The following is a 26,408-nucleotide window of genomic DNA, read 5'->3' as shown; positions in this document are numbered from 1 at the left end:
TTCCATGCGCCCTCTCCCCTTACGACTTCTGGAACATGGCGAGCATCCGGCGCGTGACCAGGAAGCCGCCGAAGATGTTGACGCCCGCCATCAGCACCGACAGCGCCGCGAGAGCCACCACCAGCCAGCCGCCCGAGCCGATCTGCAGAAGCGCGCCGACGATGATGATCGAGGAGATGGCGTTGGTGATCGCCATCAAGGGCGTGTGCAGCGAATGGCTGACGTTCCAGATCACCTGGAAGCCGACGAAGACCGCCAGCACGAAGACGATGAAATGCGACAGGAAGCTCGCGGGGGCGAACAGCCCCACCAAGAGCATCAGCGCCGCGCCGGCGCCGAGCAGCGTCACCTGGCTGCGGGTCTGGGCGCGGAAGGCGGCGATTTCCTGCGCGCGCCGTTCCTCGGGGGTCGGCTCCTTGGGCTTTTCCTTGGGCTTCGCGGCGGCGATGGCCGCGACCTTGGGCGGCGGCGGCGGCCAGGTCACGTCGCCGTCATGGGTGACGGTCGAGCCGCGGATCACGTCGTCCTCCATGTTCTGGACGATGACGCCGTCCTTGCCCGGCGTCAGGTCCGAGAGCATGTGGCGGATGTTGTTGCCGTAAAGCTCGGAGGCCTGGGCGCCCATCCGCGACGGGAAATCGGTATAGCCGATGATGACCACGCCGTTTTCGGTGACGATGCGCTCGTCCGGGACGGTCAGCTCGCAATTGCCGCCGCGCTCGGCCGCCAGGTCGACGATGACCGAGCCGGTCTTCATCGCCGCGACCATGTCGGCGGTCCAGAGCTTCGGCGCGTCGCGGCCGGGGATCAGCGCCGTGGTGATGACGATGTCCATCTCGGGCGCCAGTTCGCGGAACTTCTCGAGCTGCTTTTCCCGGAACTCGGGCGAGGAGGGCGCGGCATAGCCGCCGGTGGCGGCGCCGTCCTGCACCTGGTCCTGGAAGTCCAGATAGACGAATTCCGCGCCCATCGATTCGATCTGCTCGGCCACCTCGGGGCGCACGTCGAAGGCATGGACCTGCGCGCCCAGGCTGACCGCGGCGCCGATCGCCGCAAGCCCGGCGACGCCGGCGCCGACCACCAGCACCTTGGCCGGCGGCACCTTGCCCGCCGCCGTCACCTGGCCGGTGAAGAAGCGGCCGAAATTGTTCGCCGCCTCGATCACCGCCCGGTAGCCGGCGATATTGGCCATCGAGCTCAGCGCATCCATCTTCTGCGCCCGCGAGATCCGCGGCACCATGTCCATGGCGATGGCGGTGACGCCCTGTTCGCGCGCCAGCTCCAGCAGCTCCGGGTTCTGCGCCGGCCAGAAATGCGAGATCAGCACCTGGCCGCGCCGCATCTGCCGCAGCTCGGCCTCGCTCGGCGGCCGCACCTTGACCACCACGTCCACCGCCCCGATCAGCGCCGCGGCATCGGGATGCACGCTGACCCCGGCCGCCTCATAGGCCGCGTCCGAAAACCCCGCCCGAACCCCGGCGCCGGTTTCCACATGCACCTCATGGCCCAGCTTCTGCAGATGCGCCGCAGAGGACGGAGTCACCGAAACACGCGACTCCCCCTCAAAACGCTCCCTCAATCCGCCAATCCTCACCAGGCGATCCCCCATGTTAGCGACTTCCAGCGTCCCCCATAGCAGAGCGCAACAATCTTTCACAAGGGCGTGACGGCGGGTGCGATCCGGAAAAGTTACGTCGCGTCAGAATCGTAATCGCTGACCAGAAGGTGCAGCGGCGCCTCATCCTCGACGATATTCGCGAACCTGCCGATGGGTGCGGCGAAGATATTGTCGGTCAGGTCGTCATTTACCGTGGACACCTCGCCGATCAGCACCGGCCCGCCCTCGGCCCAGAATTCGTGCCAGTCGCCGGGCCGCAGGGTCACGGATTCGCCCGGCGACAGGCGCAACACCCCGCCCGGCGCGATCTGGCGCGGGATGCCGTCGCAATCGACCCGGCAGGGCGCGTTGCGGTCCATGCGGCCCTGCGCGTCCGAACCGCAGAGCCGAATCGCCAGGGTCGCACCGCAGCGGTTGATGATGTCCTCGGTCTTGATGACATGGGTATGCATCGGGCTGATCTGGTTTTCCTGCGAGATCAGCAGCTTCTCGGCATAGACCATGCCCCTGCCCGCTTGCAGGTCGGCAAGCCGGCCGTTGCGCAGTGTGAACAGGAACAGGCCCAGCCGGTCGAAATCGCCCTGGCCGTAATCGGTGATGTCCCAGCCCAGCCGCCCGTCGCGAATCGCCGGCGTGGCGCGGGCACGAAATTCCTCGGGGCTCCAATGCGCAAAGGGCGGCAGGTGGAAGCCCGCCTTGGCGATCAGTTCGGCCGCCTCGGCCATGATGCGGTTGATGCGCGAGCGTTCCACGATGCCCTCCCTAGATCCAGCGCCTGACCGTCATCCTATAGCGCTCATAGGCGGAACCGAAAGTGGCGGCGATGACGGCTTCCTCGCGCAGGATGAAGCGCCGTTGCAGGAACAGGGCGAAGGCCGGCACCATGACCAGCCCCGCGGGCGCGGCCAGCGCCAGCATCAGCCCGGCCAGCAGAATCAGGTCGGCGAGATAGATCGGATTGCGCGAAAGGCGGAATGGGCCGTCCGTCACCAGCGCCTCGGGCCGCTGCCCGGGCATGACCGTGGTGCGGGCCCGCCACATGGTCAGGGCCGCCCAGACCATCAGGACCAATGCCGCCCCGACCAGAAAAAGGCCCAGCCCGCGCAGCGCGACAGGCAGATCGAGCGGAATCAGCCATCCCAGCGCCGCCCCGGCCAAGGCGAACAGCACCAGCCAGGCCTGCGGCAAGGCGGCCAGCCGCGCGATCATGCCGCGCGGCTCGTCCGTTCCGCCTTGGCTTGCAGGCGGCGGGCATGCAGCACCGGCTCGGTATAGCCCGAGGGCTGCATGCGGCCCAGGAAAACCAGGTCGCAAGCCGCCTGGAAGGCCACGCCGTCATAGCCCGGCGCCATCGGCACATAGGCCGGGTCACCCGCGTTCTGGCGGTCCACCACCGCAGCCATCTTGCGGAAGGCGTCCATGACCTGCCGGTCCGAGACGATGCCGTGATGCAGCCAGTTCGCCAGCGACTGGGCCGAGATGCGCAGCGTGGCGCGGTCCTCCATCAGCCCGACATCGTTGATGTCCGGCACTTTCGAGCAGCCGACGCCCTGGTCGATCCAGCGCACGACATAGCCCAGGATGCCCTGGCAGTTGTTCTCCAGCTCACGGGCGATCTCGGCCTCGCCATAGTTGCGGCCGCCGGCCAGCGGGATGGTCAGCAGGTCGTCCAGCCGCGAGGGCCGGCGCAGCGCGGCGATCTGGGCCTGGCGGGCAAAGACGTCGACCTTGTGGTAATGCGTCGCGTGCAGGGTCGCTGCGGTCGGGCTGGGCACCCAAGCGGTGTTGGCGCCGGCCATGGGATGGGCGATCTTCTGCTCCAGCATCTCGGCCATGCGGTCCGGGATCGCCCACATGCCCTTGCCGATCTGCGCCTTGCCGGCCAGCCCGCAGGCCAGGCCGATATCGACGTTGCGATCCTCATAGGCCGAGATCCAGGGCTGGGTCTTCATCTCGCCCTTGGCGAGCATGGCGCCCGCCTCCATCGAAGTATGGATCTCGTCCCCAGTGCGGTCCAGGAAGCCGGTATTGATGAAGGCCACGCGATGCCTGGCGGCGCGGATGCATTCCTTAAGGTTGGCCGAGGTGCGGCGCTCCTCGTCCATGATGCCCAGCTTGACGGTGTGGCGCGGCAGGCCCAGCACCTCCTCGACGAAGTCGAAGATCTCGCAGGCAAAGGCGACTTCGTCCGGCCCGTGCATCTTGGGCTTCACCACATAGATCGACTGCGTGACCGAGTTCTTCGGCCCCTGCTCGCGGTCCAGGTCGCGCTTGGCGCAAAGCGCGGTGACCATGGCGTCCAGCAGGCCCTCGTAGACCTCCTTGCCCTCGCGGTCCAGAACGGCGGGGTTGGTCATCAGGTGGCCGACATTGCGCACCAGCATCAGGGCGCGGCCCTTGGCGGTGACCTCCGAGCCGTCGGGCGCGGTGAAGGTCACGTCGGGGTTGAGGCGGCGGGTAAAGGTCTTGCCGCCCTTCTCGACCTCTTCGGCCAGGCTGCCGTCCATCAGGCCCAGCCAGTTGGCATAGGCCAGCGCCTTGTCCTCGCCATCGACGCAGGCGACGGAATCCTCGCAATCCATGATCGCCGACAGCGCCGACTCGATCACGATGTCCGAGATGCCGGCCTTGTCCTGCGCGCCGACCGGCTTGGACGGATCGATGACGATGCGGATCAGCAAGCCGTGGTTCTTCAGGAAGATGTCGGTCGGCTTGTCCGCCTCACCGCGATGGCCGGCGAACTTGGCCCCCTCGCGCAGCGCCGGGATCAGCGCGCCGCCCTGCACCGACAGTCCCTCGATCGCGGCCCAGGAGCCCTCGGCCAGCGGCGCGGCGGTGTCGAGGAAATCGCGGCCCCAGGCGATCACCCGGGCGCCGCGGGCCGCGTCATAGCCCTTGCCCTGCGGCAGATCGCCCAGGGCGTCGGTGCCATAGAGCGCGTCATAAAGGCTGCCCCAGCGGGCATTGGCCGCATTCAGCGCATAGCGCGCATTGGTGATCGGCACCACCAGCTGCGGCCCGGCCACGCTGGAGAATTCCGGGTCGGTCTCGGGCGTCTCGATCTGGAAATCCTCGCCCTCGGGGGCCAGATAGCCGATCTCGGCCAGGAAATCGCGGTATGCGCCGGTATCCTTCGGCTCGGCGCGATGGGCGATATGCCAGGCGTCGATGGCCGATTGCAGTTCCTCGCGCCGGTCCAGCAGCGCCTTGTTGCGGGGACCGAACTTGTGGATCAGCGTCGAGAGCCCCTCCCAGAAACGGCGCGGCTCGACGCCGCTGCCGGGCAGCGCACGTTCGTTGATGAAGGCGGCAAGCGTCTCGTCCACCCGCAATCCTGCCTTTTCCACGCGACCCATCGCACTTCCCCTTGCTTCAATTGTCCGGCTGATTGGTGCACCGTGGTATGCCAAATGGCGCCATGTTTCAACCGGGCCGATCCTCAAGAGTTCCGCAATTCAGAGTTGCGAAAAAATTGAAAATCCGCCGCCCGGACCTCCGGGCGGCGGTTCCCCTGCCAAGACGGCGATCAGTTGTTCGCCGGCGGCGGGGTTGTGGTGGTTTCGCCGGCCGGAGGCGTGGTGGTTGCCGGCTCTTCCACCGTGATGGCGTCGTCCAGCGCCTCGCCAGCATCCTGCATGGTCTCGCCCGCGGCTTCTGCGGCGTTCTCGGCGGCATCCTGGGCGGCGGTCGCGGCCTCGCCCGCGGCTTCGGCGGCATCCTGGGCCGCTTCGCCGGCGGCGGTGGCGGCATCCTCGGCAGCCTCGCCCATCGCTTCGCCCGCGGCCTCGGCGCCGCTTTCGACCGCGGTGGCGGCCTCGCTGGCCGCCTCGCCCGCCGCGTCGGCGGCATTCTCGGCAGCGGTGGCGGCATCCTCGGCCGCATCCGAGGCCGCTTCGGCCGGGGTTTCGGTCGCGGTGGTGTCTGTCGTGGCCGGAGCGGTCGTGGTGCCGGCCGGCACGTCAGCGGTGCTGTCGGCGGGCTCGGTGGTGGTCACGGCGGCATCCTCGCCGGTAGTGGTCGCGCCCTCGTCGCTGCCCATGAAATATTGCAGCACGAAATAGGCGATGGCCAGCGCCAGCAGGATGCCGATGATGAGCGGCAGGGGCGAGGCGCGCCGCTCGACCGGCTCCACATAGGTCTCGGGCGCCGCGGTCGGGCGCTGTGGGTCGGTGCCTTCCGTCCGCTTCGGATCGTTCGGGTCGTAATGGGCCATTCGGTGTTCCTCGCTCTTTTGCTTCTTGCTGCGCGGCTGGTCGGCCCGGGGTCGAGGCCCCGGCTTGCGACCCGGCTATCCTGCGTCTAACACTTGGGTTTCGCACAAGTTCCCCTGTGCCGTCGATTTTTTTCACCTGCCCGGAAGGTGCCGCATGACCGTCACGCAATATCTCGCCGACTGGCGCCCCTATCCCTACGAGATCGCCGAGACCCGGCTGGAATTCGACCTCGCCCCCCGCGCGACGCGGGTGCGCTCGCAGATCGACTTCCGCCGCAAGGCCGCGGGCGATCTGGTGCTGGACGGGGCCGGGCTCAGGACGCTGTCGCTGGCCATCGACGGCATGCCGCTCGACCTCGCGCTGGCCCAGGGCGAGCGGCTGGCGATCCCCGCCGCCGACCTGCCCGACGCCTTCACCTTCTCGGCCGAAGTCGAGATCGACCCCGAGGCCAATACCGCGCTGGAGGGGCTTTACCTGTCGGGCGGCATGTTCTGCACGCAATGCGAGGCCGAGGGTTTCCGCCACATCACCTGGTATCCCGACCGCCCGGACGTGATGGCGCCCTTCCGCGTCACCATCCGCTCGGACCAGCCGGTGCTCTTGTCGAACGGCAACCCGGTCTCGCAGGCGCCGGGCCAGGCCGTCTGGCACGATCCCTGGCCGAAGCCCGCCTATCTGTTCGCGCTGGTCGCCGGCGATCTGGTGGCGGTCCCGGATAGCTTCACCACCATGTCGGGCCGCAAGGTGGCGCTGAACGTCTGGGTGCGGCCCGGCGACCAGGACCGCGCCGGCTATGCGATGGAATCGCTGATCCGCTCGATGAAATGGGACGAGGAGGCTTACGGGCGCGAATACGACCTCGACGTGTTCAACATCGTCGCCGTGGACGATTTCAACATGGGCGCGATGGAGAACAAGGGGCTGAACATCTTCAACTCCAAGCTGGTTCTGGCCAGCGCCGAAACCGCGACCGACGGCGATTACGAGCGCATCGAGGGCGTGATCGGCCATGAATATTTCCACAACTGGACCGGCAACCGCATCACCTGCCGCGACTGGTTCCAGCTGTGCCTGAAAGAGGGGCTGACGGTGTTCCGCGACCAGCAGTTCACCTCCGACATGCGTTCGGCGGCGGTCAAGCGCATCCATGACGTGCAGACCCTGCGCGCGCGGCAGTTCCGCGAGGATGCCGGACCGCTCGCGCATCCGCCGCGCCCGGACAGCTATCAGGAGATCAACAATTTCTACACCGCCACGGTCTATGAAAAGGGCGCCGAGGTCATCGGCATGCTCAAGCGGCTGGTCGGCGATGACGGCTATCGCCAGGCGCTCGACCTCTATTTCGACCGCCATGACGGCCAGGCCTGCACCATCGAGGACTGGATCAAGGTCTTCGAGGATGCCACCGGCCGCAACCTGACCCAGTTCAGCCGCTGGTATACCGATGCCGGCACCCCGCGCCTGTCGCTTTCCGAGGACTGGCGGGACGGTCGGCTGACCCTGAATTTCCGCCAGGAAACCGCCCCCACCCCCGGCCAGCCGGAAAAGCCGCCGCGGGTGATCCCCATCGCGCTTGGCCTGATCGGCCCCAATGGCGACGAGGTGCTGCCAACCACGGTGCTGGAGATGACCGAGACCGAGCAGAGCTTCCGCTTCGACGGGCTGGGCGCCCGGCCGGTGGTCTCGCTCCTGCGCGGCTTCTCGGCGCCGGTGACGGTCTCGCGCGAGATCGCGGCGGACGAGCAGGCGCTGCTGCTCGCCCATGACACCGATCCTTATGCGCGCTGGCAGGCCGGCCACGACCTGGCGCTGGACGGGCTGATCGCGCGGGCGGCCGGGGGCGAAGGCGGCACCGAGTTCAGCCGCGCCATCGCCGGGCTGCTCGACGATGCCGAGGCCGACCCGGCCTTTGCCGCGCTCTGCCTGGCGCTGCCGGGCGAGGAAGAGATCGCCACCACCATCGCCGCCCGCGGCCAGATCCCCGACCCCGACGCCATCCATGCCGGGCGCGAGGCGCTGGCCTGCGACATCGCCCGGGCGCATGAGCCGGCGCTGGCGCGGCTCTACGAGGCGATGCAGACCCCCGGCCCCTATCGGCCCGATGCCGAGGGCGCGGCGCGGCGCAGCCTGCGCCTGGCCTGCCTGGGCCTTCTGTCGCGGATCGACAGCGGCGCGCGGGCCGAGGCGCTGTTCGGCACGGCCGCGAACATGACCGAACGTCAGGGCGCGCTGGAATGCCTGATCGCCACGGGCAGGGATGACGAGGCGCTGGCCAGTTTCGCACGGGACTTCGCCGAGAACCGGCTGGTCATGGACAAATGGTTCATGGTCCAGCCTTTGCGCGCCGCGCCCGAGCGGGCCGTGACCCGCGCCCGCGACCTTGCCGCACGGCCGGATTTCGACTGGAAGAACCCCAACCGCTTCCGCGCCCTGATCGGCGGGCTCAGCGCGAACCACGCGGCCTTCCACGCCGCCGACGGCTCAGGCTACGATTTCACCGTGGACTGGCTGATGCGGCTCGATCCGGTGAACCCACAGACCACGGCGCGCATGTGTTCGGCCTTCGAAACCTGGACGCGCTATGACGCCAGCCGCCAGGCCCATGCACGCGCGGCGCTCGGCCGGCTGGCCACCATGAAGGGCCTGTCGCGCAACACGTCCGAGATGGTTACGCGCATCCTTGCCGGTGGCGCCTGACCATGGTCGAACCACCCTTGCGGGTATCCTGCGGGCGCGGCAATACTGCGCTCATGGATGCCCGCGAGGACATGAAACGCCGTCTCGATCCGCTGATTGCCGAGCGGGCGCCCTGGCTTTTTTCGGGCCGGCGGCACCACGCGCTGGCGCGCCAGGCGCTGATGTGGCTCTTGCGCTATCCGCGCACGCTGGACCTGGCAGCCGAATACCGCGATCTGCCGACCGACGAGATCATGCGCCGCATCGCGGGACTGATCCTGCGCGACCTGCGGGTCGAGGGGCTCGAGCATATCCCGGCCACCGGCCCGGCGCTGATCGTCTCGAACCATCCGACCGGCATCGCCGACGGCATCGTGCTGAACGCGGTGATCGCGGCGGTGCGCGACGACCTGTTCGTCTATGCCAATCACGACATCCTGCGCATCCTGCCACAATTCGACAGCCTGATCGCCCCGGTGGAATGGCGGGTGGAAAAGCGCAGCCATGCCAAGACCCGCGCCACGATGGATTACACGCGCGAGGCGCTGGGACGCGGACGGATCGGCCTGATCTTTCCCTCGGGCCGGCTGGCCAAGCGCCAGGGGCTGACGCTGCACGAGCGCCCTTGGATGGCCAGCGCCGCGATGATCGCGAAGAAGTTCGACGCGCCGATCATCCCGCTGCGCATCCGGGCGCGGAACTCGGCGCTGTTCTACCTGCTCGACGCGATCCACCCGACGCTGCGCGACGTGACGCTGTTCAACGAGGTGCTCAACAAGGCGGGCCAGCCCTTCCGCGTCACCATCGGCACGCCGATCCAGCCCGGAACCCTGCCCGGCCGCAGCGAGGACGGAATCGCGCAGCTGCGCGACGCGGTGCTGGCCCTGCCGGCGCCGGGACAGAACGCCGTGCGCATGTCGCAGATCCGCGGGCTGTTCCAGCGCCGCCATGCGCTTGCCAAGCCGCGCCCGATCGAGTGAACCGCAACCGGCGGTCCAACGATCAGTCTTGCGCATGGGTATTTGAACAACGAAGAAGCCCGGCGCTGCGCTGAACGTTGCGCAAGGCTCAAGGCTTCTTCGTTGCATAAATACCCATATGGCCGCGACGCAAAGCCTACGGGGAAAGGTGTCACACCACCATGTCGTCGCGATGGACCAGCGCGGCACGACCGGGATAGCCGAGGATACCCTCGATCTCGTCGCTGCGATGGCCGGCGATGGCGCGGGCCTCGGTCGAGGAATAGCGCACGAGGCCGCAGGCCAGTCGGGCGCCCTTGCCGTCCTGCACCACCACCGGGTCGCCGCGGCCGAAGCGGCCCGAGATCGCGGTCACCCCGGCCGGCAGCAGCGACTTGCCCTGTCCCAGCGCCCGCGCCGCGCCGGCATCGACGGTGATCTCGCCCTTGGGCTTCATCGCCGCGATCCAGCGCTTGCGCGCCGCCTGCGGATCGGTGTCGGGCAGGAACCAGGTCGCCCGCGCACCATTCGCCACGGCGGAAAGCGGGTTCAGCACCGAACCCTCGGCGATCGCCATGGCACAGCCGCCCGCGACTGCCGTGCGTGCGGCCATGAGCTTGGTCTTCATGCCGCCCTTGCTGACGCCGGAGATCGGGTCGCCGCCCATGGCCTCGATCTCGGGCGTGATCTGCCCGACCACTGGCAGGTGCCGCGCAGAGGAGTCGGTCTTGGGATTGGCGGTATAGAGCCCGTCCACGTCCGACAGCAGCAGCAGTTGGTCGGCGCCGCAGGTCACCGCGATCTGCGCCGCCAGCCGGTCGTTGTCGCCGAAGCGGATCTCGTCGGTCGCTACCGTGTCGTTCTCGTTCACGATGGGCACCACGCCGAGGCCCAGCAGCGTCTGCATGGTGGCGCGGCTGTTGAGATAGCGGCGCCGGTCGGTGGTGTCGTCCAGCGTCACCAGCAATTGCGCGGTCTTGACGCCATGCGGGGCCAGCGCCTCCTCATAGGCGCGGGCCAGTTTGATCTGGCCCACGGCGGCGGCGGCCTGCGACTGTTCGACCCGCAGCGGGCCGGTGGGCAGGCCAAGCACCTGCCGCCCCAGCGCGATTGCGCCCGAGGAGACCAGCACCACATCCGTGCCCCGCGCCCGCGCCTGGGCCACGTCGTCGCAAAGCGCGCGCAGCCATTCGGCGCGCAGGCCGGCGCCATCCACCAGCAGCGCCGAACCGATCTTGACCACCAGCCGCTGCGCGCGGCCAAGCTCGGGCGTCACGGCTGCCACGGCTTGTCTTCCTTGTCCCCGGCGGGCTTGCGCGAGGGCGCGATCTGCGACCAGAGCGCGCGCAGCACCTCGGTCACGCCTTCGCGCGAGACGCCGGACATCAAGAGCACCGGGCCGCCGATCTCGGCCTCGAGCGCCGCCTTGCGCTCGGCCAGCGTCTCGGGGTCGAGTGCGTCGATCTTGTTCAGCGCCGTCACCCGCGGCTTCTCGGCCAGCGCCGGGGAATAGGCTTCAAGCTCGGTCAGGATGGTGCGGGCGTCATGCGCCACATCCTCGGCGGTGCCATCGACCAGGTGCAGGAGCACGCGCGAGCGCTCGACATGGCCGAGGAACTGGTCGCCGAGCCCCCTGCCCTCGGACGCGCCTTCGATCAGGCCAGGGATGTCGGCCATGACGAATTCATGCCCGTCCACGCCCACCACGCCAAGGTTGGGGTGCAGCGTGGTGAAGGGATAGTCGGCGATCTTGGGGCGCGCGTTCGAGACGGCGGCGAGGAAGGTCGATTTCCCGGCATTCGGCAGGCCCACCAGACCGGCATCGGCAATGAGCTTCAGCCGCAGCCAAAGCGTGCGCTCGACCCCGGGCTGGCCGGGATTGGCGTGGCGCGGGGCGCGGTTGGTCGAGCTTTTGAAATGCAGGTTGCCGAAGCCGCCATTGCCGCCCTTGGCCAAGAGCACCCGCTGGCCCGGCTCGGTCAGGTCGGCGATCACCGTCTCCTGATCCTCTTCCAGGATCTCGGTGCCGACCGGCACGCGCAGCACGATGTCGTCGCCCGAGGCGCCGGTGCGCTGCGCCCCCATGCCATGGCCGCCGGACTTGGCGAAGAAGTGCTGTTGAAAGCGGAAGTCGATCAGCGTGTTCAGCCCATCCACCGCCTCGGCCCAGACATCGCCGCCATTGCCGCCGTCGCCGCCATCCGGGCCGCCATATTCGATGAATTTCTCGCGGCGGAAGGACACGCAGCCCGCGCCTCCGCCGCCCGAGCGGACATAGACCTTGGCGAGATCGAGGAATTTCACGGGGCGGCATCCTTGCGGCGAAAATCAGGCAGAGGGTGGGATACGCGCTTGGGCCTCTCGGTTCAAGGGCACGGTTCCGGGACGGCGTGACTTTCCCCCGCCGGCTGGGCTAGATGGGCCGGCGACGAACGAATGGAGACGCCATGCCGATCCTGACCTATGCCACGCTTTTCACCGCCATCACACTTGAAGTGGTCGGCACCACCTTCCTGCAACGCAGCGAGCAGTTCACCCGACTTGTCCCAACGCTGCTGATGGGACTGTGTTATGCAGCGTCGTTCTATTTCCTGTCGCTGGCCTTGCGGGCCATGCCGCTGGGCATCGCCTATGCGATCTGGAGTGGGCTCGGCATCGTGCTGGTCTCGCTGATCGGGCTTTTCGTCTTTGGCCAGAGGCTGGATCTCGCGGCGGTGATCGGCCTGACCATGATCGTCGCGGGTGTCGTCATCGTGAACCTGTTCTCGGGCAGCGTGACGCATTGAATGCCGTCTACCCTTAACATTCCGGCAATCGGGTCTAGATAATGTTCGAATGGAGGGCACGATGATCCACTTCGACAACAGCTATGCCCGACTGCCGGAAGGTTTCTTCACCCGCACCCGACCGACTCCGGTGCGCGACCCGAAGCTGGTGGCGCTGAACCGGCCGCTGGCCGAGCGGCTCGGCCTTGATGCCGATTGGCTCGCCGGCCCCGAGGGCGTGGCGATGCTGGCCGGCAATACCCTGCCCGAGGGCGCCGAGCCCATCGCCCAGGCCTATGCCGGCCATCAGTTCGGCGGCTTCGTGCCGCAGCTTGGCGACGGGCGCGCGGTTCTGCTGGGCGAGGTGGTGGCGCCGGACGGCGCGCGCTTCGACATCCAGTTGAAGGGCGCGGGGCCGACGCCCTTCTCGCGCCGCGGTGACGGCCGGGCCTGGCTGGGCCCGGTGCTGCGCGAGTATCTGGTCAGCGAGTTCATGGCCGCCTTCGGCATCCCGACCACCCGGGCGCTGGCCGCGGTGACCACCGGCGAGACGGTGATCCGCGAGACGCTGCTGCCCGGCGCGGTGCTGACCCGCGTCGCCGCCAGCCATATCCGCGTCGGCACCTTCGAATTCTACGCCGCGCGCGGCGACCGCGAGCGGCTGCGGCTGCTGGCCGATCACGTCATCGCCCGGCACTATCCCGATGCCTCGGGCGCGGCCGACCTGCTGCAACGCGTGGTCGAGCGGCAGGCGGCGACCATCGCCGGCTGGATGGCGCTCGGCTTCATCCATGGGGTGATGAACACCGACAACATGTCGATCTCGGGCGAGACCATCGACTATGGCCCCTGCGCCTTCATGGACGGCTACCGGCCCGACAAGGTGTTCAGCTCGATCGACGCCTATGGCCGCTATGCCTGGAACGAGCAGCCAAACATCGCGGTCTGGAACCTGGCGCAATTCGCCAGTTGCCTGGTGCCGCTGATGGGCAATGACGACGCGGCGGTGGCCGAGGCGACCCGCATCGTCCACAGCTTCCCAGAGCTGTATCAGTCCGAATGGCTGAAACGCTTCGCCGCCAAGCTGGGCATCGCCGCGCCGCGCCCCGAGGACCGCGCGCTGATCGAGCGGCTGCTGACGCTGATGGCGGCCGAGGAGGCGGATTTCACCCGCACCTTCGCCGGGCTGGCGGACGGACGCGCCCGCAAGGAATTCGCCGCGCCCGAGCAATTCGACGCCTGGGCCGAGGGCTGGCGGACCCGCATCCGCGACCTTCCCGATGCCGCAGCGGTCATGGCCGGCGCCAATCCGCGCCGCATCCCGCGCAACCACCGCATCGAGGAAGCCATCGCCGCCGGCCGCGAGGGCGATTACGCGCCCTTCCACGCGCTCGACGCGGCGCTGCGCGCGCCCTTCGAGGACCGGCCGGAATGGGACGGCTATGCGCTGGCTCCGCAACCCGAAGAAATCGTCCGTCGCACCTTCTGCGGCACTTGAGCAGCAGCGAAAGGCCCCATGCCGAAAAGCCCCGACCATCTGAGACTGGCCAGCTACAACCTGCACAAATGCCGCGGCATGACCGGCCCGCACGCGCCCGAACGCAACCTGCGCGTCATTGCCGAGCTGGATGCCGACGTGATCGCCCTGCAAGAGGTGGATTTCCGCTTCGGCGCCCGACCCGAGGCGCTGCCGCGCAAGCTGATCGAAAAGACCACCGGCATGGTGCCCGCCCCCTTCCTCGGCACCGGCGAGAACTCGCTGGGCTGGCACGGCCAGACCATCCTGCTGCGGCCGGAACTGCGCGACAAGGCGGCAATCCGCCGCCTGCCGCTGCCGGGGATCGAACCGCGCGGCGCCCTGGTGCTGCGCCTGCCCGGCCTGACGGTGGTGGCGGTGCATCTGGGGCTGATCCGCTCGTCGCGCCGGGCGCAACTGTCGCGCATCATCGCCCAGGCCCGGCGCATCGGCCACGACCGGTTGGCGCTGACCGGCGATTTCAACGAATGGCACGATTCGCGCGGGCTCGAGGCGCTGGAGGCGCTGCGCGTCGTCACCCCCGGCCCCAGCTGGCCCGCGCCCTTCCCGCGCCTGCGCTACGACCGCTTTGCCGTCTCGCGCAGCATCGAGGTGCTGGATTGCGGTGTGCTCGACAACGACACGGCGCGGCAGGCCTCGGACCACCTGCCGATCTGGGCCGACCTCGCGGTCAATGCGCATGAGGAGGTGCCCTGCGGCTATCACCCGGCACGCATCACCTCGCGCATTCCCGGCGAGGACGGGGTAGCCGGAGCAGAATGACGCTTTTCCCCCCTCCTCCCGTCGGCTAAACAGCGGCCAACACTCGTCAGGAAGAGGGACGCAGACATGACGGCCATCATCGACATATTCGCGCGCGAGATACTGGACAGCCGGGGCAACCCGACGGTCGAGGTCGATGTGACGCTGGAAGACGGCACCATGGGCCGGGCGGCGGTGCCCTCGGGCGCCTCGACCGGCGCGCATGAGGCGGTCGAGAAGCGCGACGGCGACAAGGCGCGCTACCTGGGCAAGGGCGTGCTGGAGGCCGTCGCCGCGGTGAATGGCGAGATCGCCGAGAACCTGATCGGCGAGGATGCGACCGAGCAGGTCGCCATCGACCGCATGATGATCGAGCTGGACGGCACCCCGAACAAGGGCCGGCTGGGCGCCAACGCCATCCTGGGCGTGTCGCTGGCGGTGGCCAAGGCCGCGGCCGAGGCCTGCTCGCAGCCGCTCTACCGCTATGTCGGCGGCGCGGGCGCCCGCGTGCTGCCGGTGCCGATGATGAACATCATCAACGGCGGCGAACATGCCGACAACCCGATCGACATCCAGGAATTCATGATCATGCCGGTGGCGGCGGAGAACATCCGCGAAGCCGTGCGCATGGGCTCGGAAGTGTTCCACACGCTGAAGAAGGAACTGTCCTCGGCGGGCCTGGCCACCGGCGTCGGCGACGAGGGCGGCTTCGCCCCGAACCTCAGCAGCACCCGCGACGCGCTGGACTTCATCCTCAAGGCCATCGAGAAGGCCGGCTACCAGCCCGGCGACGACATCATGCTGGCGCTGGACTGCGCCTCGACCGAATATTTCAAGGGCGGCAAATACGAGATGGCCGGCGAGGGCAAGTCGCTGAGCCCGGCCGAGAACGTCGCCTACCTGGAGGCACTGTGCAACGACTACCCGATCCTGTCGATCGAGGACGGCTGCGCCGAGGACGACTGGGACGGCTGGAAGCTCTTGACCGACACGCTGGGCGGCCGGGTGCAGCTGGTTGGCGACGACCTGTTCGTGACCAACCCGGCGCGGCTGGCCGAAGGCATCGCCAAGGGCTGCGGCAACTCGCTCTTGGTCAAGGTGAACCAGATCGGCACCCTGACCGAGACGCTGGACGCGGTGCGCATGGCCGACCGCGCGCGCTATACCTCGGTGATGTCGCACCGCTCGGGCGAGACCGAGGACGCCACCATCGCCGACCTGGCCGTGGCGACGAATTGCGGCCAGATCAAGACCGGCTCGCTTGCGCGCTCGGACCGGCTGGCGAAATACAACCAGCTGATCCGCATCGAGGAAATGTTGGGCGCCGCCGCCGAATATGCCGGGAAATCCATCCTGCGCGGCTGAGCCCCGCGACACCCGAATGACGAAGGGCGGCCCCGCTGGCCGCCCTTTTCATATCCACCAGCGATGCGTCAGGGCGAAGGCGCCAAGCGCGAGGCGGCGGCGAAACTCCGATGGCGCGGCGGCGGCCAGCGCCTCGATCCCCTGCGGTGCGGCCTGCAAGGCAACCCGGACGCCCGCGCCCGGAAACAGCACCGGCGCCAGCCGGCGCGGCACATGGTGGCGCTGCGCCTTCGCCTCGGCAAGTTTCGCGCGGGCCTGGCCGGCGATCCGCGCCAGCAGCTCGGGCGAGGCATCCCAAAGACCAAGCCCCAGCCCCTGCAAGGCCGGCAGCGCGGCAAGCCAATGGGCCAGCCCTGCCCCCTCGGCCTGCGCGGCGATGACGCTCGCCGCCTCTCCGTTTCTCCGTTTTCCAAATACTCCGCGGGGGTCCGGGGGCGCGAAGCCCCCGGTGGTGCCACCCAGGGCCTCGGCGGCGAATTCCGCCAGCGGCACCGCCGTATCCCGCACATAGGCAGCGACGGCCTCTGGCCCGTCCAGCGGCTCGCGCGCCGCATCCCGGCGGCGGGCTTCGGCCAGCACGGCGAAGGCGGCGGCGCGCGGCCCCCAGGCCTCGGCCAGCGGCGTCAGCAGCTCGTGCGCTTGCGGCTTGCCGGCGCCGATCTCCTCCAGCCGCTCGATCCACCATTGCAGCCGCATCTCGGCGATCAGCGGCTCGGCCGAGGCGAGCGGCGCCCGCGCCAGTTCCAGGTTCAGCGCATAAAGCGACATGAGCTTCGGCCGCGCCTCGGCCGGCACCAGCAGGCAGATGCCGAAACGGTCGGGATCGTGGTCGCGCAATGCCTGGGCGCAGTCCTGAAGGCTCATGCCGGGGCCACCCGGTCGCGGATCAGCTTCCAGCGGATCGCATCGACCAGCGCCTCGAAACTGGCATCGACGATATTGGGCGACACGCCGACGGTGGACCAGCGATGGCCATGGCCGTCAGCGCTGTCGATGATGACCCGGGTCGTCGCCTCGACCCCCTCGCCGGTGATGCGCACGCGGAAGTCCACCAGATGCATGTCGTCGATGGCGGCCTGATAGGGCCCCAGATCCTTGGCCAGCGCCCGCCACAGCGCGTTGACCGGGCCGCGGTCATGCCCCTCGGAATCCATGCTTTCGCTGACCGACAGCATGCGCTCGCCGCCGATCTGCACCACCACCACCGCCTCGGAAACCGAGATGCGCTTCCCCAGCGCGTTCCGGCGTCGCTCGACGGTGACGCGGTAACGCTCGACCGAGAAGTAATGCTGCATCCGGCCCAGCTCGGCCAGAGCCAGCAGCTCGAAGCTGGCCTGGGCACCGTCATAGGCATAGCCGGCATCCTCGCGCACCTTGACCAGGTCGAGGATGTGCGCCAGCGCCGGGTCGTCGCGGCCGACCTCGATCCCCGCCTCGGCAAGACGGGCGCGCAGGTTCGACTGCCCGGCCTGGTTGGACATCGGGATCACCCGTTCATTGCCGACCGTCGCCGGATCGACATGCTCGTAGGTCGCCGGGTTCTTCAGGATGGCGCTGGCATGCAGCCCGGCCTTGTGGGCAAAGGCCGAGGCGCCGACATAAGGCGCGGCACGGGTTGGCGCCCGGTTGAGGATCTCGTCCAGCCGGCGCGAGATCCGGGTCAGCGCGGCCAGCCCCTCGGCCGTGACGCCGGTTTGCAGCGCCGAGCGATAGGGCTCCTTCAGCAGCAGGGTCGGAATGATGCTGGTCAGGCTGGCATTGCCGCAGCGCTCGCCCAGCCCGTTCAGCGTGCCCTGCACCTGCCGCGCCCCGGCATCGACGGCAGCGAGCGTGCAGGCCACGGCATTGCCGGTATCGTCATGGCAATGGATGCCCAACCGATCGCCGGGAATGCCGCCGGCGATGACGGCGCGGGTCACCTGCCCCACCTGTTCCGGCAAGGTGCCGCCGTTGGTATCGCACAGCACGATCCAGCGTGCGCCCGCCTCCAGCGCCGCGCGCAGGCAGGCCAGCGCATAATCCGGGTCGTCGGCATGGCCGTCGAAGAAATGCTCGGCATCGAACAGCGCCTCGCGGCCCTGAGCGACCAGATGCGCGACCGAGGCGCGGATATTGTCGAGGTTTTCCGCCAGCGAGATCCCCAGCGCCTCGCGGACATGGAAGGGATGCGTCTTCCCGACCAGGCAGACGGCGCGGGTGCCGGCATTCATCACCGCCGCCAGCACGTCGTCGTTCTCCGCCGAACGTCCCGCGCGCTTGGTCATGCCGAAGGCGGTCATGGTGGCGCGGGTCGCGGGCGCCTGGGCGAAGAAATCGCTGTCGGTCGGGTTGGCGCCGGGCCAGCCGCCCTCGATGTAATCCACGCCCAGCCGGTCCAGCATCTGCGCAATCTCGGCCTTCTCGGCCGCGGAAAACTGCACGCCCTGGGTCTGCTGCCCGTCGCGCAGCGTGGTGTCGTAAAGGTAAAGGCGCTGGCGCGTCATCGGGGCGGCCCCTTTCGGCTGGCTGGCATGCGGTTATTCGGGCAGTTTCGCGGCGTCGAAATCCGGGCCGGGCAGAAGCTCGACCCCGGCGGCGCTCATGCGCACCTCGACCCCGGCATCGATCAGCCGCTTTTTCAGCGCATCCACGGCCGAGAAATCCTTGCTGGCCTTGGCTTCGATGCGCAGCGCCGTCATGCGCCCGGCCAGCGCCGACAGGTCGGGACCCTCGGCGATCCAGCCGGCCAGTTCCTCGGTCAGCAGCCCCAGCATCCGGGCGCCGGCCAGCAGGCCGGAACCGTCGCCCTGCCCCGCCATCTCGTGCAAGGCCGCGATCGCCCCGGCGGTGTTGAGGTCGTCGGCAAGCGCGGCGAGGACGGCGGGGGCCGGGCTTGGCGCGGGCTCGACGCCGGCGACAAGGCCGCGCCAGCGGCGCAGCACCGCCTCGGCCTCGCGCGCCTTCTCGGCCGTCCAGTCCATCGGCTTGCGGTAATGCGTCGACAGCAGCACGAAGCGGATCACCTCGCCGGGGATGCCCTGGTCCAAGAGATCGCGGACGGTGAAGAAATTGCCCAGGCTCTTGGACATCTTCTTGCCCTCGACCTGCAACATCTCGTTATGCAGCCAGACGCGGGCGAAATCGCCATGCGGATGGGCGCAGCAGCTTTGCGCGATCTCGTTCTCGTGATGGGGGAATTGCAGGTCGATGCCGCCGGCATGGATGTCGAAGCTCTCGCCCAAAAGCTCATAGGACATAGCCGAACATTCGATATGCCAGCCCGGACGGCCCCGGCCCCAGGGGCTGTCCCAGCCCGGCAACTCGTCGTCCGAGGGCTTCCACAGCACGAAATCCATCGGGTCTTCCTTGAAGGGCGCAACCTCGACGCGGGCGCCGGCGATCATGTCATCGACCGACCGCCCCGAAAGCTTGCCGTAATCGGCAAAGCTGCGCACGCGGAACAGCACATGGCCATCCTTGGCATAGGCATGGCCGCCGGCGATCAGCGTCTCGATCATGGCGATCATCTCGCCGATATAGTCGGTGGCGCGCGGCTCGTGATCGGGCCGCGCCGCCCCCAGCGCATCCATGTCGGCGTGATACCAGCCGATGGTCTCATGCGTGCGCTCGCGGATCAGCTCCTCCAGCGTGCCGGGGGCGCCCGCCTCCTTGCGGGCCGCTGCGGCCGCGTTGATCTTGTCGTCCACGTCGGTGAAGTTGCGCACATAGGTGACGTGATCGGCGCCATGGACATGGCGCAACAGCCGCACCAGCACGTCGATCACCACGACCGGCCGGGCATTGCCCAGATGCGCCCGGTCATAGACCGTCGGCCCGCAAAGATAGAGCCGCACGTTCTGCGGATCGATGGGCCGGAAAAGCTCCTTCCGGCGCGTCCTGGTATTCGTCAGCCTGATCTCGACCATGACTTCCCCTTTGCGGGCGTCGTCAGGTCACCATGAACCGCCCGCCTGAATTTTCAGCCGGTAATGATGCAGCGGGTGGTGGCGGTTCCTGCCTTCATGCGCCCGCCTTAACGCATTGTCTTGCCTATGCCAAGAGAGGCTGCAAAACTCGGGCCATGAGCCGCGAACTGGTCAACGAGATCTGCGCCGCACAGCCCGGGGCCGAGTGGTCGGATCCCTGGGGCGGTGGCCATGATTGCTGGAAGATCGGCGGCAAGACCTTTGCCGTCACCGGCACCGTCGGCAGCCATGTCTCGGTCAAGACCGACAGCGTCGAGATGGCCGAATTCCTGATCGAGACCGGCGTGGCCGAGCACGCGGCCTATCTGCATCGCAGCTGGGTCGCCCTGCCGCTCGATTCGGCGCCGGACGAGCTGGCGCATCGCATCCGCCATTCCTATCGCCTGGTGCGCGGCGCCCTGCCCAAGAAGGTGCAGGCCACGCTGCCGTCTCTGTGACGAAAATGGCCGACCCCCGAAGGGGCCGGCCAGAGGCGAAGGGCCGAGCGACTGGCCCCACGCCAAGAACGATCAGCGAGGCGTCAGGCCGGAACCTGCGAGGCGAGCTGTTGCAGCAAGCCTTCCATCTGCTTGCAGAGCGCCTCCTCGGTGGTGTTCTGCTCGGTCGCGGCATCGGCCAGCGTGCGCTCGACGCCCATGGCCGAGACGGTGCCTTCCTTGCCCTTGGCCTCGGCGGCATCGCCCTTGGCGGCGTCCCCGGCCGGGATCATCGCCAGCAGCTTGGTCTGGATTTCGACCGCCTTGCCGTCGATATGCCCCTGTTCCTGGCAATAGGCCAGGACGCCCAGCTGGTTGCGCGCGCTTTCATAGGCGGCGCCGTTGTCCTGCGCCGGCACGGCGGCGGGCGCCTCGGCCGTCGCCGGCGGGGCGGCGGGATCGGCCGGGGCCGTCTCTTGCGCCAGGGCGACGCCAGCGGTCAGGCCAAGGGCCAGGGCGGGCAGAATTGCGAAACGTGCGATCATCTCGATCTCCGTCTGTTGCGTGTGCCGGGACTGTGGCACGCCCCAGCCGGGGTCGCAAACCGGGTCGGCGGAATGCCGCGGCCGCTTTCTCGCCGGATCAGCGGAAAAGCACCAGCGAACCCGGAGACCAACTCACATTCGCGCGGGTGCCGACATCCTGCACCTCGCGGCCGAAGACATTGCGCATGGCGATGCGGACCGGCCGGGCCTGGCCGTCGAACGAGCCCGAGCCATCCAGCCGCACGTCGTAATAGGTCATGTCGCCGTAATAGACGACCTCGTCGATCACGCCCTCGGCCACCCGGTTCGCGCCCTGCGCGCCGGGCGCCACCAGCGACACCGCCTCGGGCCGGAAGCCGATCGAGGGGCCGTCGTCGCCCGGATCGGCGCGGCTGACATTGGCCATGGGAATGTCGACGCGGCCCAGCCCCGGCGCCTCGATCTGCACGGCGTCGCCCGTCTCGCCCAGCACGCGGGCGGGCAGGAAGTTCATCACGCCGATGAAATTCGCCACCCGGCGGCTGGTCGGGCGGGCATACAGCGCCTCTGGCCCGTCGAGCTGGGCGATCTGGCCCTCGAACATCACCGCGATGCGGTCGGACATGACCAGCGCCTCCTCCTGGTCATGGGTGACCAGAACGAAGGTGATGCCGACCTGGCGTTGCAGCTTGATGAGTTCCACCTGCATCTGCTCGCGCATCTTGCGGTCCAGCGCCGAAAGCGGCTCGTCGAGCAGCAGCACCTTGGGCTTCAGGATCAGCGCCCGGGCCAGCGCCACCCGCTGCCGCTGCCCGCCCGAGAGCGCATGGCTGGCGCGGCTGCCATAGCCCTTGAGCCCGACCATCTCCAGCGCCTGTTCGACCGCCGCCGCCTTCTCGGCCTTGCTTCGCGGGTCGCGGCGCAGCCCGAAGCCGACATTCTCGGCCACGGTCAGATGCGGGAAGATGGCATAGGACTGGAACACCATGTTGGTGGGACGCCGGTTTGCCGGCACGTCCTGCATGTCCTGCCCGTCGATCAGCACCACGCCGGAGGAGATGTCCTCAAAACCCGCGATGGTGCGCAAGAGCGTGGTCTTGCCGCAGCCCGAAGGCCCCAGCAGCGAAAAGAACTCGCCGGCGCGGATGGTCAGGTCGATGCCGCGCAGGGCGTGATAGTCGCCGTAATGCTTCTGCACCTCCCGGATCTCGATCATCGGCTTCGCCCCGGCCATGGCGGCGCGATGGGCGGCGGTGCTTTTCGGGGTGGTCACAGGAAACCTCCGGTATCCTTGGTTCCGGTCTTGGCGATGCCGCGACGGCGGAAATATTCGGCGACGGTCAGAAGCAGGATCGACATGAGCACCAGCACCGTCCCCAGCGCCATGATCATCGGGATCTGCTTGGGAAAGCGCAGCTGGCTGAAGATATAGGTGGGCAGCGTCGGCTCGTTCCCGGCCAGGAAGAAGGCGATGATGAACTCGTCCAGGCTGATGGTGAAGCTCATCAGCAGCGACGAGATGATGCCCGGCATGACCAGCGGCAGGATCACCAGCCGGAAGGCGCTCCATCTGGTTTCCCCCAGGTCATAGGCCGCCTCCTCCAGCGAACGGTCGAGCGAGTTGAACGCGGTGGAGAGGATCACCGTCGCATAGGGCATGCAGATCAGCGTATGGCCCAGGATCACCGTCAGGATGCTCAGCTGCACGCCCAGCGACAAGAGCACGACCAGAAGCGAGATCGAGACGATGATCTCGGGCAGCACCAGCGGCAGCATGATGAGCCCCATGATCGGCCCCTTGCCCGGAAAGGCGAAGCGGGTCGAGGCGCGGGCGGCGAAGATGCCGAGGCAGGTGGCCAGGATCGAGGCGCTGACGGCGATGGTCAGCGAATTGGTCAGCGCCCGGCGCAGCGAGGCATTGCCCCACATCTGGCTGAACCATTCGGTCGTGAAGCCCTTCAGCGGAAATGCGATGATCGTGCCCGAGTTGAAGGCAAAGACCGGCAGAAGCAGGATCGGCGCATAGAGAAACAGCAGATAGATCAGCGCATAGGCGCGCAGGCCCCGGCCCTTCATTGCCGCACCTTCAGGAAGCGCCGGTTCAGGACGATGAAGGCCACGCTGATCACCGCGACGATCAGCATCGCCGTCACCGCCAGTGCCGAGCCCATCGGCCGGTTGTCGAGGTCGAGCATCTGCGCCTGGATCATGTTGGCGATCATCGGGATCTTGCCGCCGCCGATCAGCGCCGGCGTGACATAGTCGCCAATGGTCGGGATGAACACGATCAGCGCCGCCGCCACCACCCCCGGCATGGCCAAGGGCAGGGTGACGCGCCAGAAGGTCATGGCCCGGCTTTCGCCCAGATCGCGCCCGGCCTCCAGCAGCGAACGGTCGATCTTTTCCAGCGCGATGAAGATCGGCAGGATGGCGAAGGGCGCATAGGCATGGGCAAGCGTGATGACCATCGAATTGACGTTGTAGAGGATGAAGGTCAGCGGCTGCTCGATGATGCCCAGCGTCTTGAGGCCCGAATTGATGACGCCGTTATAGCCCAGGATCACCTTCCACAGGAAAACCCGGATCAGGTAGCTGGTCCAGAACGGGATGGTGATCAGGAACAGCCACATTGCCTTCTTCTGCGGCGCGACCGCGAAGGACAGGAAATAGGCCACCGGAAAGGCCAGCACCACCGTCGCCAGCGTCACCAGCCCCGCCACCACCAGCGAGCGCAGCATGATGCGGTGAAAGATCGGATCGGCCCAGACGGTGCGGTAATTCTCCAGCGTGAATTCGCGGATCACCGTCAGATAGCCGTCCTTGAAGAAGGAATAGGCCAGGATGGTCAGCAGCGGCGCTGCCAGCACCAGCACGGCATAGCCCAAAGGGGGCGCGATCAGGGTCAGGCCCTGAGCCGCCTGAGATCGGTTTCCTGACGCCATGCCCCGCCCTGTGAATCCCTGTCGCTCGGTGTGGCAGGTTTCCATATCCGCGCCGCGAGGAAAAGGGTTTTCCTGCGGTGCGGCGGCGCCGTTTCACGCTGCCTGGAAATGCGCCGCCACCTCGCGCCGATGCGGGCGGGCGCGGTGCTCGACCAGATAGATGCCCTGCCAGGTGCCCAGTTCCATCCGGCCGCCCGCGACGGGAATATGCAGGCTGACGGGCAGGATCGCCGCCTTGAGATGCGCGGGCATGTCGTCCGGCCCCTCGGCGCGATGCGTCAGGTAGTGCATCGACGGATGATCGGCCGGCGGCGCGATGCGGTCCAGCCAGGCCAGCAGATCGCGCTGCACGTCCGGGTCGGCGTTTTCCTGTACCAGCAGCGAGCAGGAGGTATGGCGCAGGAACAGCGTCACCACCCCGTCCACCGCGCCGATGCCGCGCAGCCAGGCGGCGACCTCGGCGGTGAAATCGTGGCAGGCCGGGCCGCGGGTCTGGATGGTAAAGCGGGTCGCGCTCATTCCGCCGCCTCGCCCGGGGCCTCCAGCAGCGCGGCACCGTCATGGTCCAAGGCGATGCGCTTCTGCGTGCGCGCACCCAGGTCGCGCAGCATCTCGGCCTGGCGGATCACGTTGCCCGGGCCGCGCGTCAGCCGGTCCATGGCGGTGGCGTGGCTTTTCTGCGCCCGCTCCAGCGCGGTGCCGACATCCTCGACGGCCGAGACGAAACCGTGCAGCTTGTCGTAAAGCTGGCCGGCGCGGGCGGCGATCTGCATGGCGTTCGACTCGCGCCGCTCGACCGTCCAGATGTGATCGACCGTGCGCAGCGTCAGCATCAGCGTGGTCGGCGTCGCCAGCCCCACCCGGTTCTCCATGGCAAACCGCGCCAGGTCGGGATCGACGCGCAGCGCCTCGGAAAACGCGCCTTCGACGGGGATGAACATCAGCACGTAATCAACCGAGCCCTCGTCGATCGCCTGATAGCCCTTGGCCGCCAGCCCGGCGACATGGGCGCGGACCGAGGCGACATGCCGGCGCAGCGCCGCGTCGCGGGTCGGCATGTCCTCGGCATTCACCGCCTCCTCATAGGCGTTCAGCGAGACCTTGCTGTCGATCACCAAGAGCTTCTTCTGCGGCATCTTCACGATCACGTCGGGCCGCCACAGCTTGCCGTCGCCGTCGCGATGGCTGGCCTGCGTCTCGTAATGCGTGCCGGCGATCAGCCCGGAATCCTCGAGGATGCGCTCCAGGATCATCTCGCCCCAGGCGCCGCGCTTCTGGCTGTCGCCCTTCAGCGCCCGGGTCAGCGCCACCGCCTCGCGCGAGATGTCCTCGGAGCGCTTGTGCAGGTATTCGATCTGCTCCTTAAGCCTCGCGCGCTCCTCGTCCGTGGCCTTGTTGCGGGCCTGGAGTTCGGTCTGGAAGCGGTGCACCTGCTCGCGAAACGGGGTCAGCAGCGCCGAAAGCTGCTCGCCATGCGTCTTTTGCATCTCGCTGCCCTGGGATTTCAGCGTCTCGCTGGCCAGCAGACGGAACTGGCCGGTCATCTCCTCGCGCAGCTCGCGCAAGGTGGCGATGTCACGCTCGGCCGCCTCGCGGTCCTTCTGCGCCGCCAGCCGCGTCTCGGCCAGGTCGCGTTCCAGCCGCGAGACCTGCTGGCGTTCGCGGTGCAGCGCATCGGTCAACCCGTCGCGTTCCTCGACCAGCTCTTGCAGGCGCTGGGTCAGCGATTCCGCCCGGGTTTCCAGCCGGCTCACGGCCAGCAGCCCGTCGCGCGATGCTGCCGATTCGGCTTCCAGCCGCGCCTGCAATTCGACCTCGCGTCGCGACGCCAGCATCGCGGCCGCCTGCGCCGAACGCCGCGTTCGCCACAGCGCAACAAGGCAGAGCGCCAAGGCCGCCAGCGCGACGATCAAGAGCAGTCGCAGATTGCCTGCATCTGCCAGCCATGCCTGCATGTTTTCCGCCTCGCCCATCGGCCCTTGCGCCTTTCCGGTCCGCGGTCACGCGCCGCTTGCCGGTGACTGTTCACCTTTTTCCCCCAGAATGCAAGCACGCCGCCCTCTTTCCTCGCCCCGATTGCACCCCTAGCTTGCGCCGGGAAACCGCAAGAGGAGATCAGGCATGGTCAGGACCGTGGCCGTCATGGTGGGCTCGCTCCGCAAGGACTCGCTCAACCACAGGCTGATGAAGGCATTGCAGAAACTGGCCGAGGGCCGGCTGCAATTCCACCTGCTGCATATCGGCGATCTGCCGCATTACAACGAGGATCTGTGGGCCGAACCGCCCGAGTCGGTGCTGCGGCTCAAGGACCGGATCGAGCATTCCGACGCGGTGCTGGCGATCACGCCGGAATACAACCGCAGCTATCCCGGCGTGATCAAGAACGCGCTGGACTGGGGCACCCGGCCCTATGGTCAGAATTCCTGGAAGGGCAAGCCGGCCGCCGTCACCGGCACCTCGCCCGGGGTGATCGGCGCGGCGCTGGCGCAGGCGCGGCTCAAGAACGACCTGCTCCATGTCGGCGCGGTGATGATGAGCATGCCCGAGGCCTATATCCAGTGGCACGCCGAGGCCTATGCCGCCGATGGCAGCGTCACCGACGAAAAGACCGCGAAGTTCCTGCAAGGCTTCGTCGATGCCTTCGCGAACTGGATCGAGAAGCACAGCTGACCCGACATGAGAAGGC

24 protein-coding genes are annotated in these 26,408 nt (G+C 68.1%); 8 read left to right on the top strand and 16 right to left on the bottom strand.

The window, feature by feature from the left end:
- Positions 1-19: 19 nt before the first annotated feature.
- The 5 genes from AQY21_RS26205 to AQY21_RS26185 all read right to left on the bottom strand — a co-directional run bounded on the left by AQY21_RS26205 (position 20) and on the right by AQY21_RS26185 (position 5,831).
- Positions 20-1,594: a Re/Si-specific NAD(P)(+) transhydrogenase subunit alpha gene (locus tag AQY21_RS26205; RefSeq protein ID WP_058100525.1), complete on the bottom strand. Its 1,575-nt coding sequence runs from the start codon at positions 1,592-1,594 to the stop codon at positions 20-22.
- Positions 1,595-1,689: 95 nt separating this feature from the next.
- Complete coding sequence (locus AQY21_RS26200) at positions 1,690-2,370, bottom strand: D-lyxose/D-mannose family sugar isomerase (RefSeq protein WP_058100507.1); 681 nt, start codon at positions 2,368-2,370, stop codon at positions 1,690-1,692.
- Positions 2,371-2,380: 10 nt separating this feature from the next.
- Positions 2,381-2,827 carry an isoprenylcysteine carboxylmethyltransferase family protein gene (locus AQY21_RS26195; protein ID WP_065169991.1) on the bottom strand — a complete coding sequence of 149 codons (447 nt, stop codon included), beginning with the start codon at positions 2,825-2,827 and terminating at the stop codon, positions 2,381-2,383.
- Entirely contained in the window at positions 2,824-4,974 is a 2,151-nt protein-coding gene (locus AQY21_RS26190; protein WP_058100506.1) for a malate synthase G, read from the bottom strand. The genes AQY21_RS26195 and AQY21_RS26190 overlap by 4 nt, the downstream gene beginning before the upstream one ends.
- 170 nt (positions 4,975-5,144) lie before the next feature.
- A complete protein-coding gene (locus AQY21_RS26185) occupies positions 5,145-5,831 on the bottom strand; it encodes a hypothetical protein (protein ID WP_058100505.1) in 687 nt (228 codons plus the stop codon).
- Positions 5,832-5,985: 154 nt separating this feature from the next.
- Here AQY21_RS26185 and pepN point away from each other — a divergent pair, with 154 nt between their 5' ends.
- Positions 5,986-8,529: an aminopeptidase N gene (pepN, locus tag AQY21_RS26180; protein ID WP_058100504.1), complete on the top strand. Its 2,544-nt coding sequence runs from the start codon at positions 5,986-5,988 to the stop codon at positions 8,527-8,529.
- Between the two features lie 53 nt (positions 8,530-8,582).
- On the top strand, positions 8,583-9,488 hold the full coding sequence (locus AQY21_RS26175) for a 1-acyl-sn-glycerol-3-phosphate acyltransferase (protein WP_058100503.1): 906 nt from the start codon (positions 8,583-8,585) through the stop codon (positions 9,486-9,488).
- A gap of 151 nt (positions 9,489-9,639) precedes the next feature.
- On the opposite strand, the gene proB is transcribed toward AQY21_RS26175, so the two are convergent.
- Together proB and obgE are read right to left on the bottom strand one after the other, a co-directional pair.
- Positions 9,640-10,752: a glutamate 5-kinase gene (gene proB, locus AQY21_RS26170; protein ID WP_058100502.1), complete on the bottom strand. Its 1,113-nt coding sequence runs from the start codon at positions 10,750-10,752 to the stop codon at positions 9,640-9,642.
- Positions 10,740-11,771 (bottom strand): GTPase ObgE, encoded by a 1,032-nt coding sequence (gene obgE / locus AQY21_RS26165; protein WP_058100501.1) that lies wholly within the window; start codon positions 11,769-11,771, stop codon positions 10,740-10,742. The genes proB and obgE overlap by 13 nt, the downstream gene beginning before the upstream one ends.
- A 143-nt stretch (positions 11,772-11,914) precedes the next feature.
- On the opposite strand from obgE, the gene AQY21_RS26160 reads away from it, so the two are divergent.
- From AQY21_RS26160 to eno, 4 genes are all read left to right on the top strand, one after another.
- Entirely contained in the window at positions 11,915-12,253 is a 339-nt protein-coding gene (locus AQY21_RS26160) for a multidrug efflux SMR transporter (RefSeq protein ID WP_058100500.1), read from the top strand.
- A 61-nt stretch (positions 12,254-12,314) separates the two neighbouring features.
- A complete protein-coding gene (locus AQY21_RS26155; protein ID WP_058100523.1) occupies positions 12,315-13,730 on the top strand; it encodes a YdiU family protein in 1,416 nt (471 codons plus the stop codon).
- Positions 13,731-13,748: 18 nt separating this feature from the next.
- Complete coding sequence (locus AQY21_RS26150) at positions 13,749-14,531, top strand: endonuclease/exonuclease/phosphatase family protein (RefSeq protein ID WP_058100499.1); 783 nt, start codon at positions 13,749-13,751, stop codon at positions 14,529-14,531.
- Between the two features lie 66 nt (positions 14,532-14,597).
- Positions 14,598-15,875 carry a phosphopyruvate hydratase gene (gene eno / locus AQY21_RS26145; protein ID WP_058100498.1) on the top strand — a complete coding sequence of 426 codons (1,278 nt, stop codon included), beginning with the start codon at positions 14,598-14,600 and terminating at the stop codon, positions 15,873-15,875.
- 48 nt (positions 15,876-15,923) lie between these two features.
- Here the strand turns inward: eno and AQY21_RS26140 are convergent, their stop codons facing one another.
- From AQY21_RS26140 to cysS, 3 genes are read right to left on the bottom strand one after another with little or no spacing between them, the layout of a single operon-like run.
- Positions 15,924-16,739: a squalene/phytoene synthase family protein gene (locus AQY21_RS26140; RefSeq protein WP_058100497.1), complete on the bottom strand. Its 816-nt coding sequence runs from the start codon at positions 16,737-16,739 to the stop codon at positions 15,924-15,926.
- Entirely contained in the window at positions 16,736-18,358 is a 1,623-nt protein-coding gene (cimA, locus tag AQY21_RS26135; RefSeq protein ID WP_058100496.1) for a citramalate synthase, read from the bottom strand. The genes AQY21_RS26140 and cimA overlap by 4 nt, the downstream gene beginning before the upstream one ends.
- A gap of 33 nt (positions 18,359-18,391) precedes the next feature.
- Positions 18,392-19,780, bottom strand: coding sequence for a cysteine--tRNA ligase (gene cysS / locus AQY21_RS26130; protein ID WP_058100495.1), 1,389 nt, complete (start codon positions 19,778-19,780; stop codon positions 18,392-18,394).
- Between the two features lie 155 nt (positions 19,781-19,935).
- Here cysS and AQY21_RS26125 point away from each other — a divergent pair, with 155 nt between their 5' ends.
- A complete protein-coding gene (locus tag AQY21_RS26125) occupies positions 19,936-20,277 on the top strand; it encodes an MmcQ/YjbR family DNA-binding protein (protein WP_058100494.1) in 342 nt (113 codons plus the stop codon).
- Between the two features lie 83 nt (positions 20,278-20,360).
- Here AQY21_RS26125 and AQY21_RS26120 read toward each other — a convergent pair whose 3' ends face one another.
- The 6 genes from AQY21_RS26120 to rmuC form a co-directional block, all read right to left on the bottom strand.
- Positions 20,361-20,801: a pore-forming ESAT-6 family protein gene (locus AQY21_RS26120; protein WP_058100493.1), complete on the bottom strand. Its 441-nt coding sequence runs from the start codon at positions 20,799-20,801 to the stop codon at positions 20,361-20,363.
- 97 nt (positions 20,802-20,898) lie between these two features.
- Positions 20,899-21,996: an ABC transporter ATP-binding protein gene (locus AQY21_RS26115; protein ID WP_203416679.1), complete on the bottom strand. Its 1,098-nt coding sequence runs from the start codon at positions 21,994-21,996 to the stop codon at positions 20,899-20,901.
- 53 nt (positions 21,997-22,049) lie between these two features.
- The gene (locus AQY21_RS26110) at positions 22,050-22,856 is read right to left on the bottom strand and encodes an ABC transporter permease (RefSeq protein WP_058100492.1); all 807 of its coding nucleotides are present in this window, start codon (positions 22,854-22,856) and stop codon (positions 22,050-22,052) included.
- Positions 22,853-23,722, bottom strand: coding sequence for an ABC transporter permease (locus AQY21_RS26105; RefSeq protein ID WP_058100521.1), 870 nt, complete (start codon positions 23,720-23,722; stop codon positions 22,853-22,855). Before AQY21_RS26105 ends, AQY21_RS26110 begins: the two co-directional genes overlap by 4 nt.
- Before the next feature lie 93 nt (positions 23,723-23,815).
- On the bottom strand, positions 23,816-24,241 hold the full coding sequence (locus AQY21_RS26100; RefSeq protein WP_058100491.1) for a secondary thiamine-phosphate synthase enzyme YjbQ: 426 nt from the start codon (positions 24,239-24,241) through the stop codon (positions 23,816-23,818).
- Positions 24,238-25,695, bottom strand: a complete 1,458-nt coding sequence (gene rmuC, locus AQY21_RS26095; RefSeq protein WP_058100490.1) for a DNA recombination protein RmuC — start codon at positions 25,693-25,695, stop codon at positions 24,238-24,240. Before rmuC ends, AQY21_RS26100 begins: the two co-directional genes overlap by 4 nt.
- A 148-nt stretch (positions 25,696-25,843) precedes the next feature.
- Here rmuC and AQY21_RS26090 point away from each other — a divergent pair, with 148 nt between their 5' ends.
- On the top strand, positions 25,844-26,392 hold the full coding sequence (locus AQY21_RS26090; RefSeq protein WP_058100489.1) for an NADPH-dependent FMN reductase: 549 nt from the start codon (positions 25,844-25,846) through the stop codon (positions 26,390-26,392).
- The last annotated feature ends 16 nt before the right edge of the window (positions 26,393-26,408 follow it).

Origin of the sequence: Paracoccus sp. MKU1 (assembly GCF_001447385.1) — a bacterium.
Lineage (GTDB): Bacteria > Pseudomonadota > Alphaproteobacteria > Rhodobacterales > Rhodobacteraceae > Paracoccus.
The sequence above is the reverse complement of the archived record's forward strand: the minus strand, read 5'-3'. Positions and strand labels throughout refer to the sequence as shown.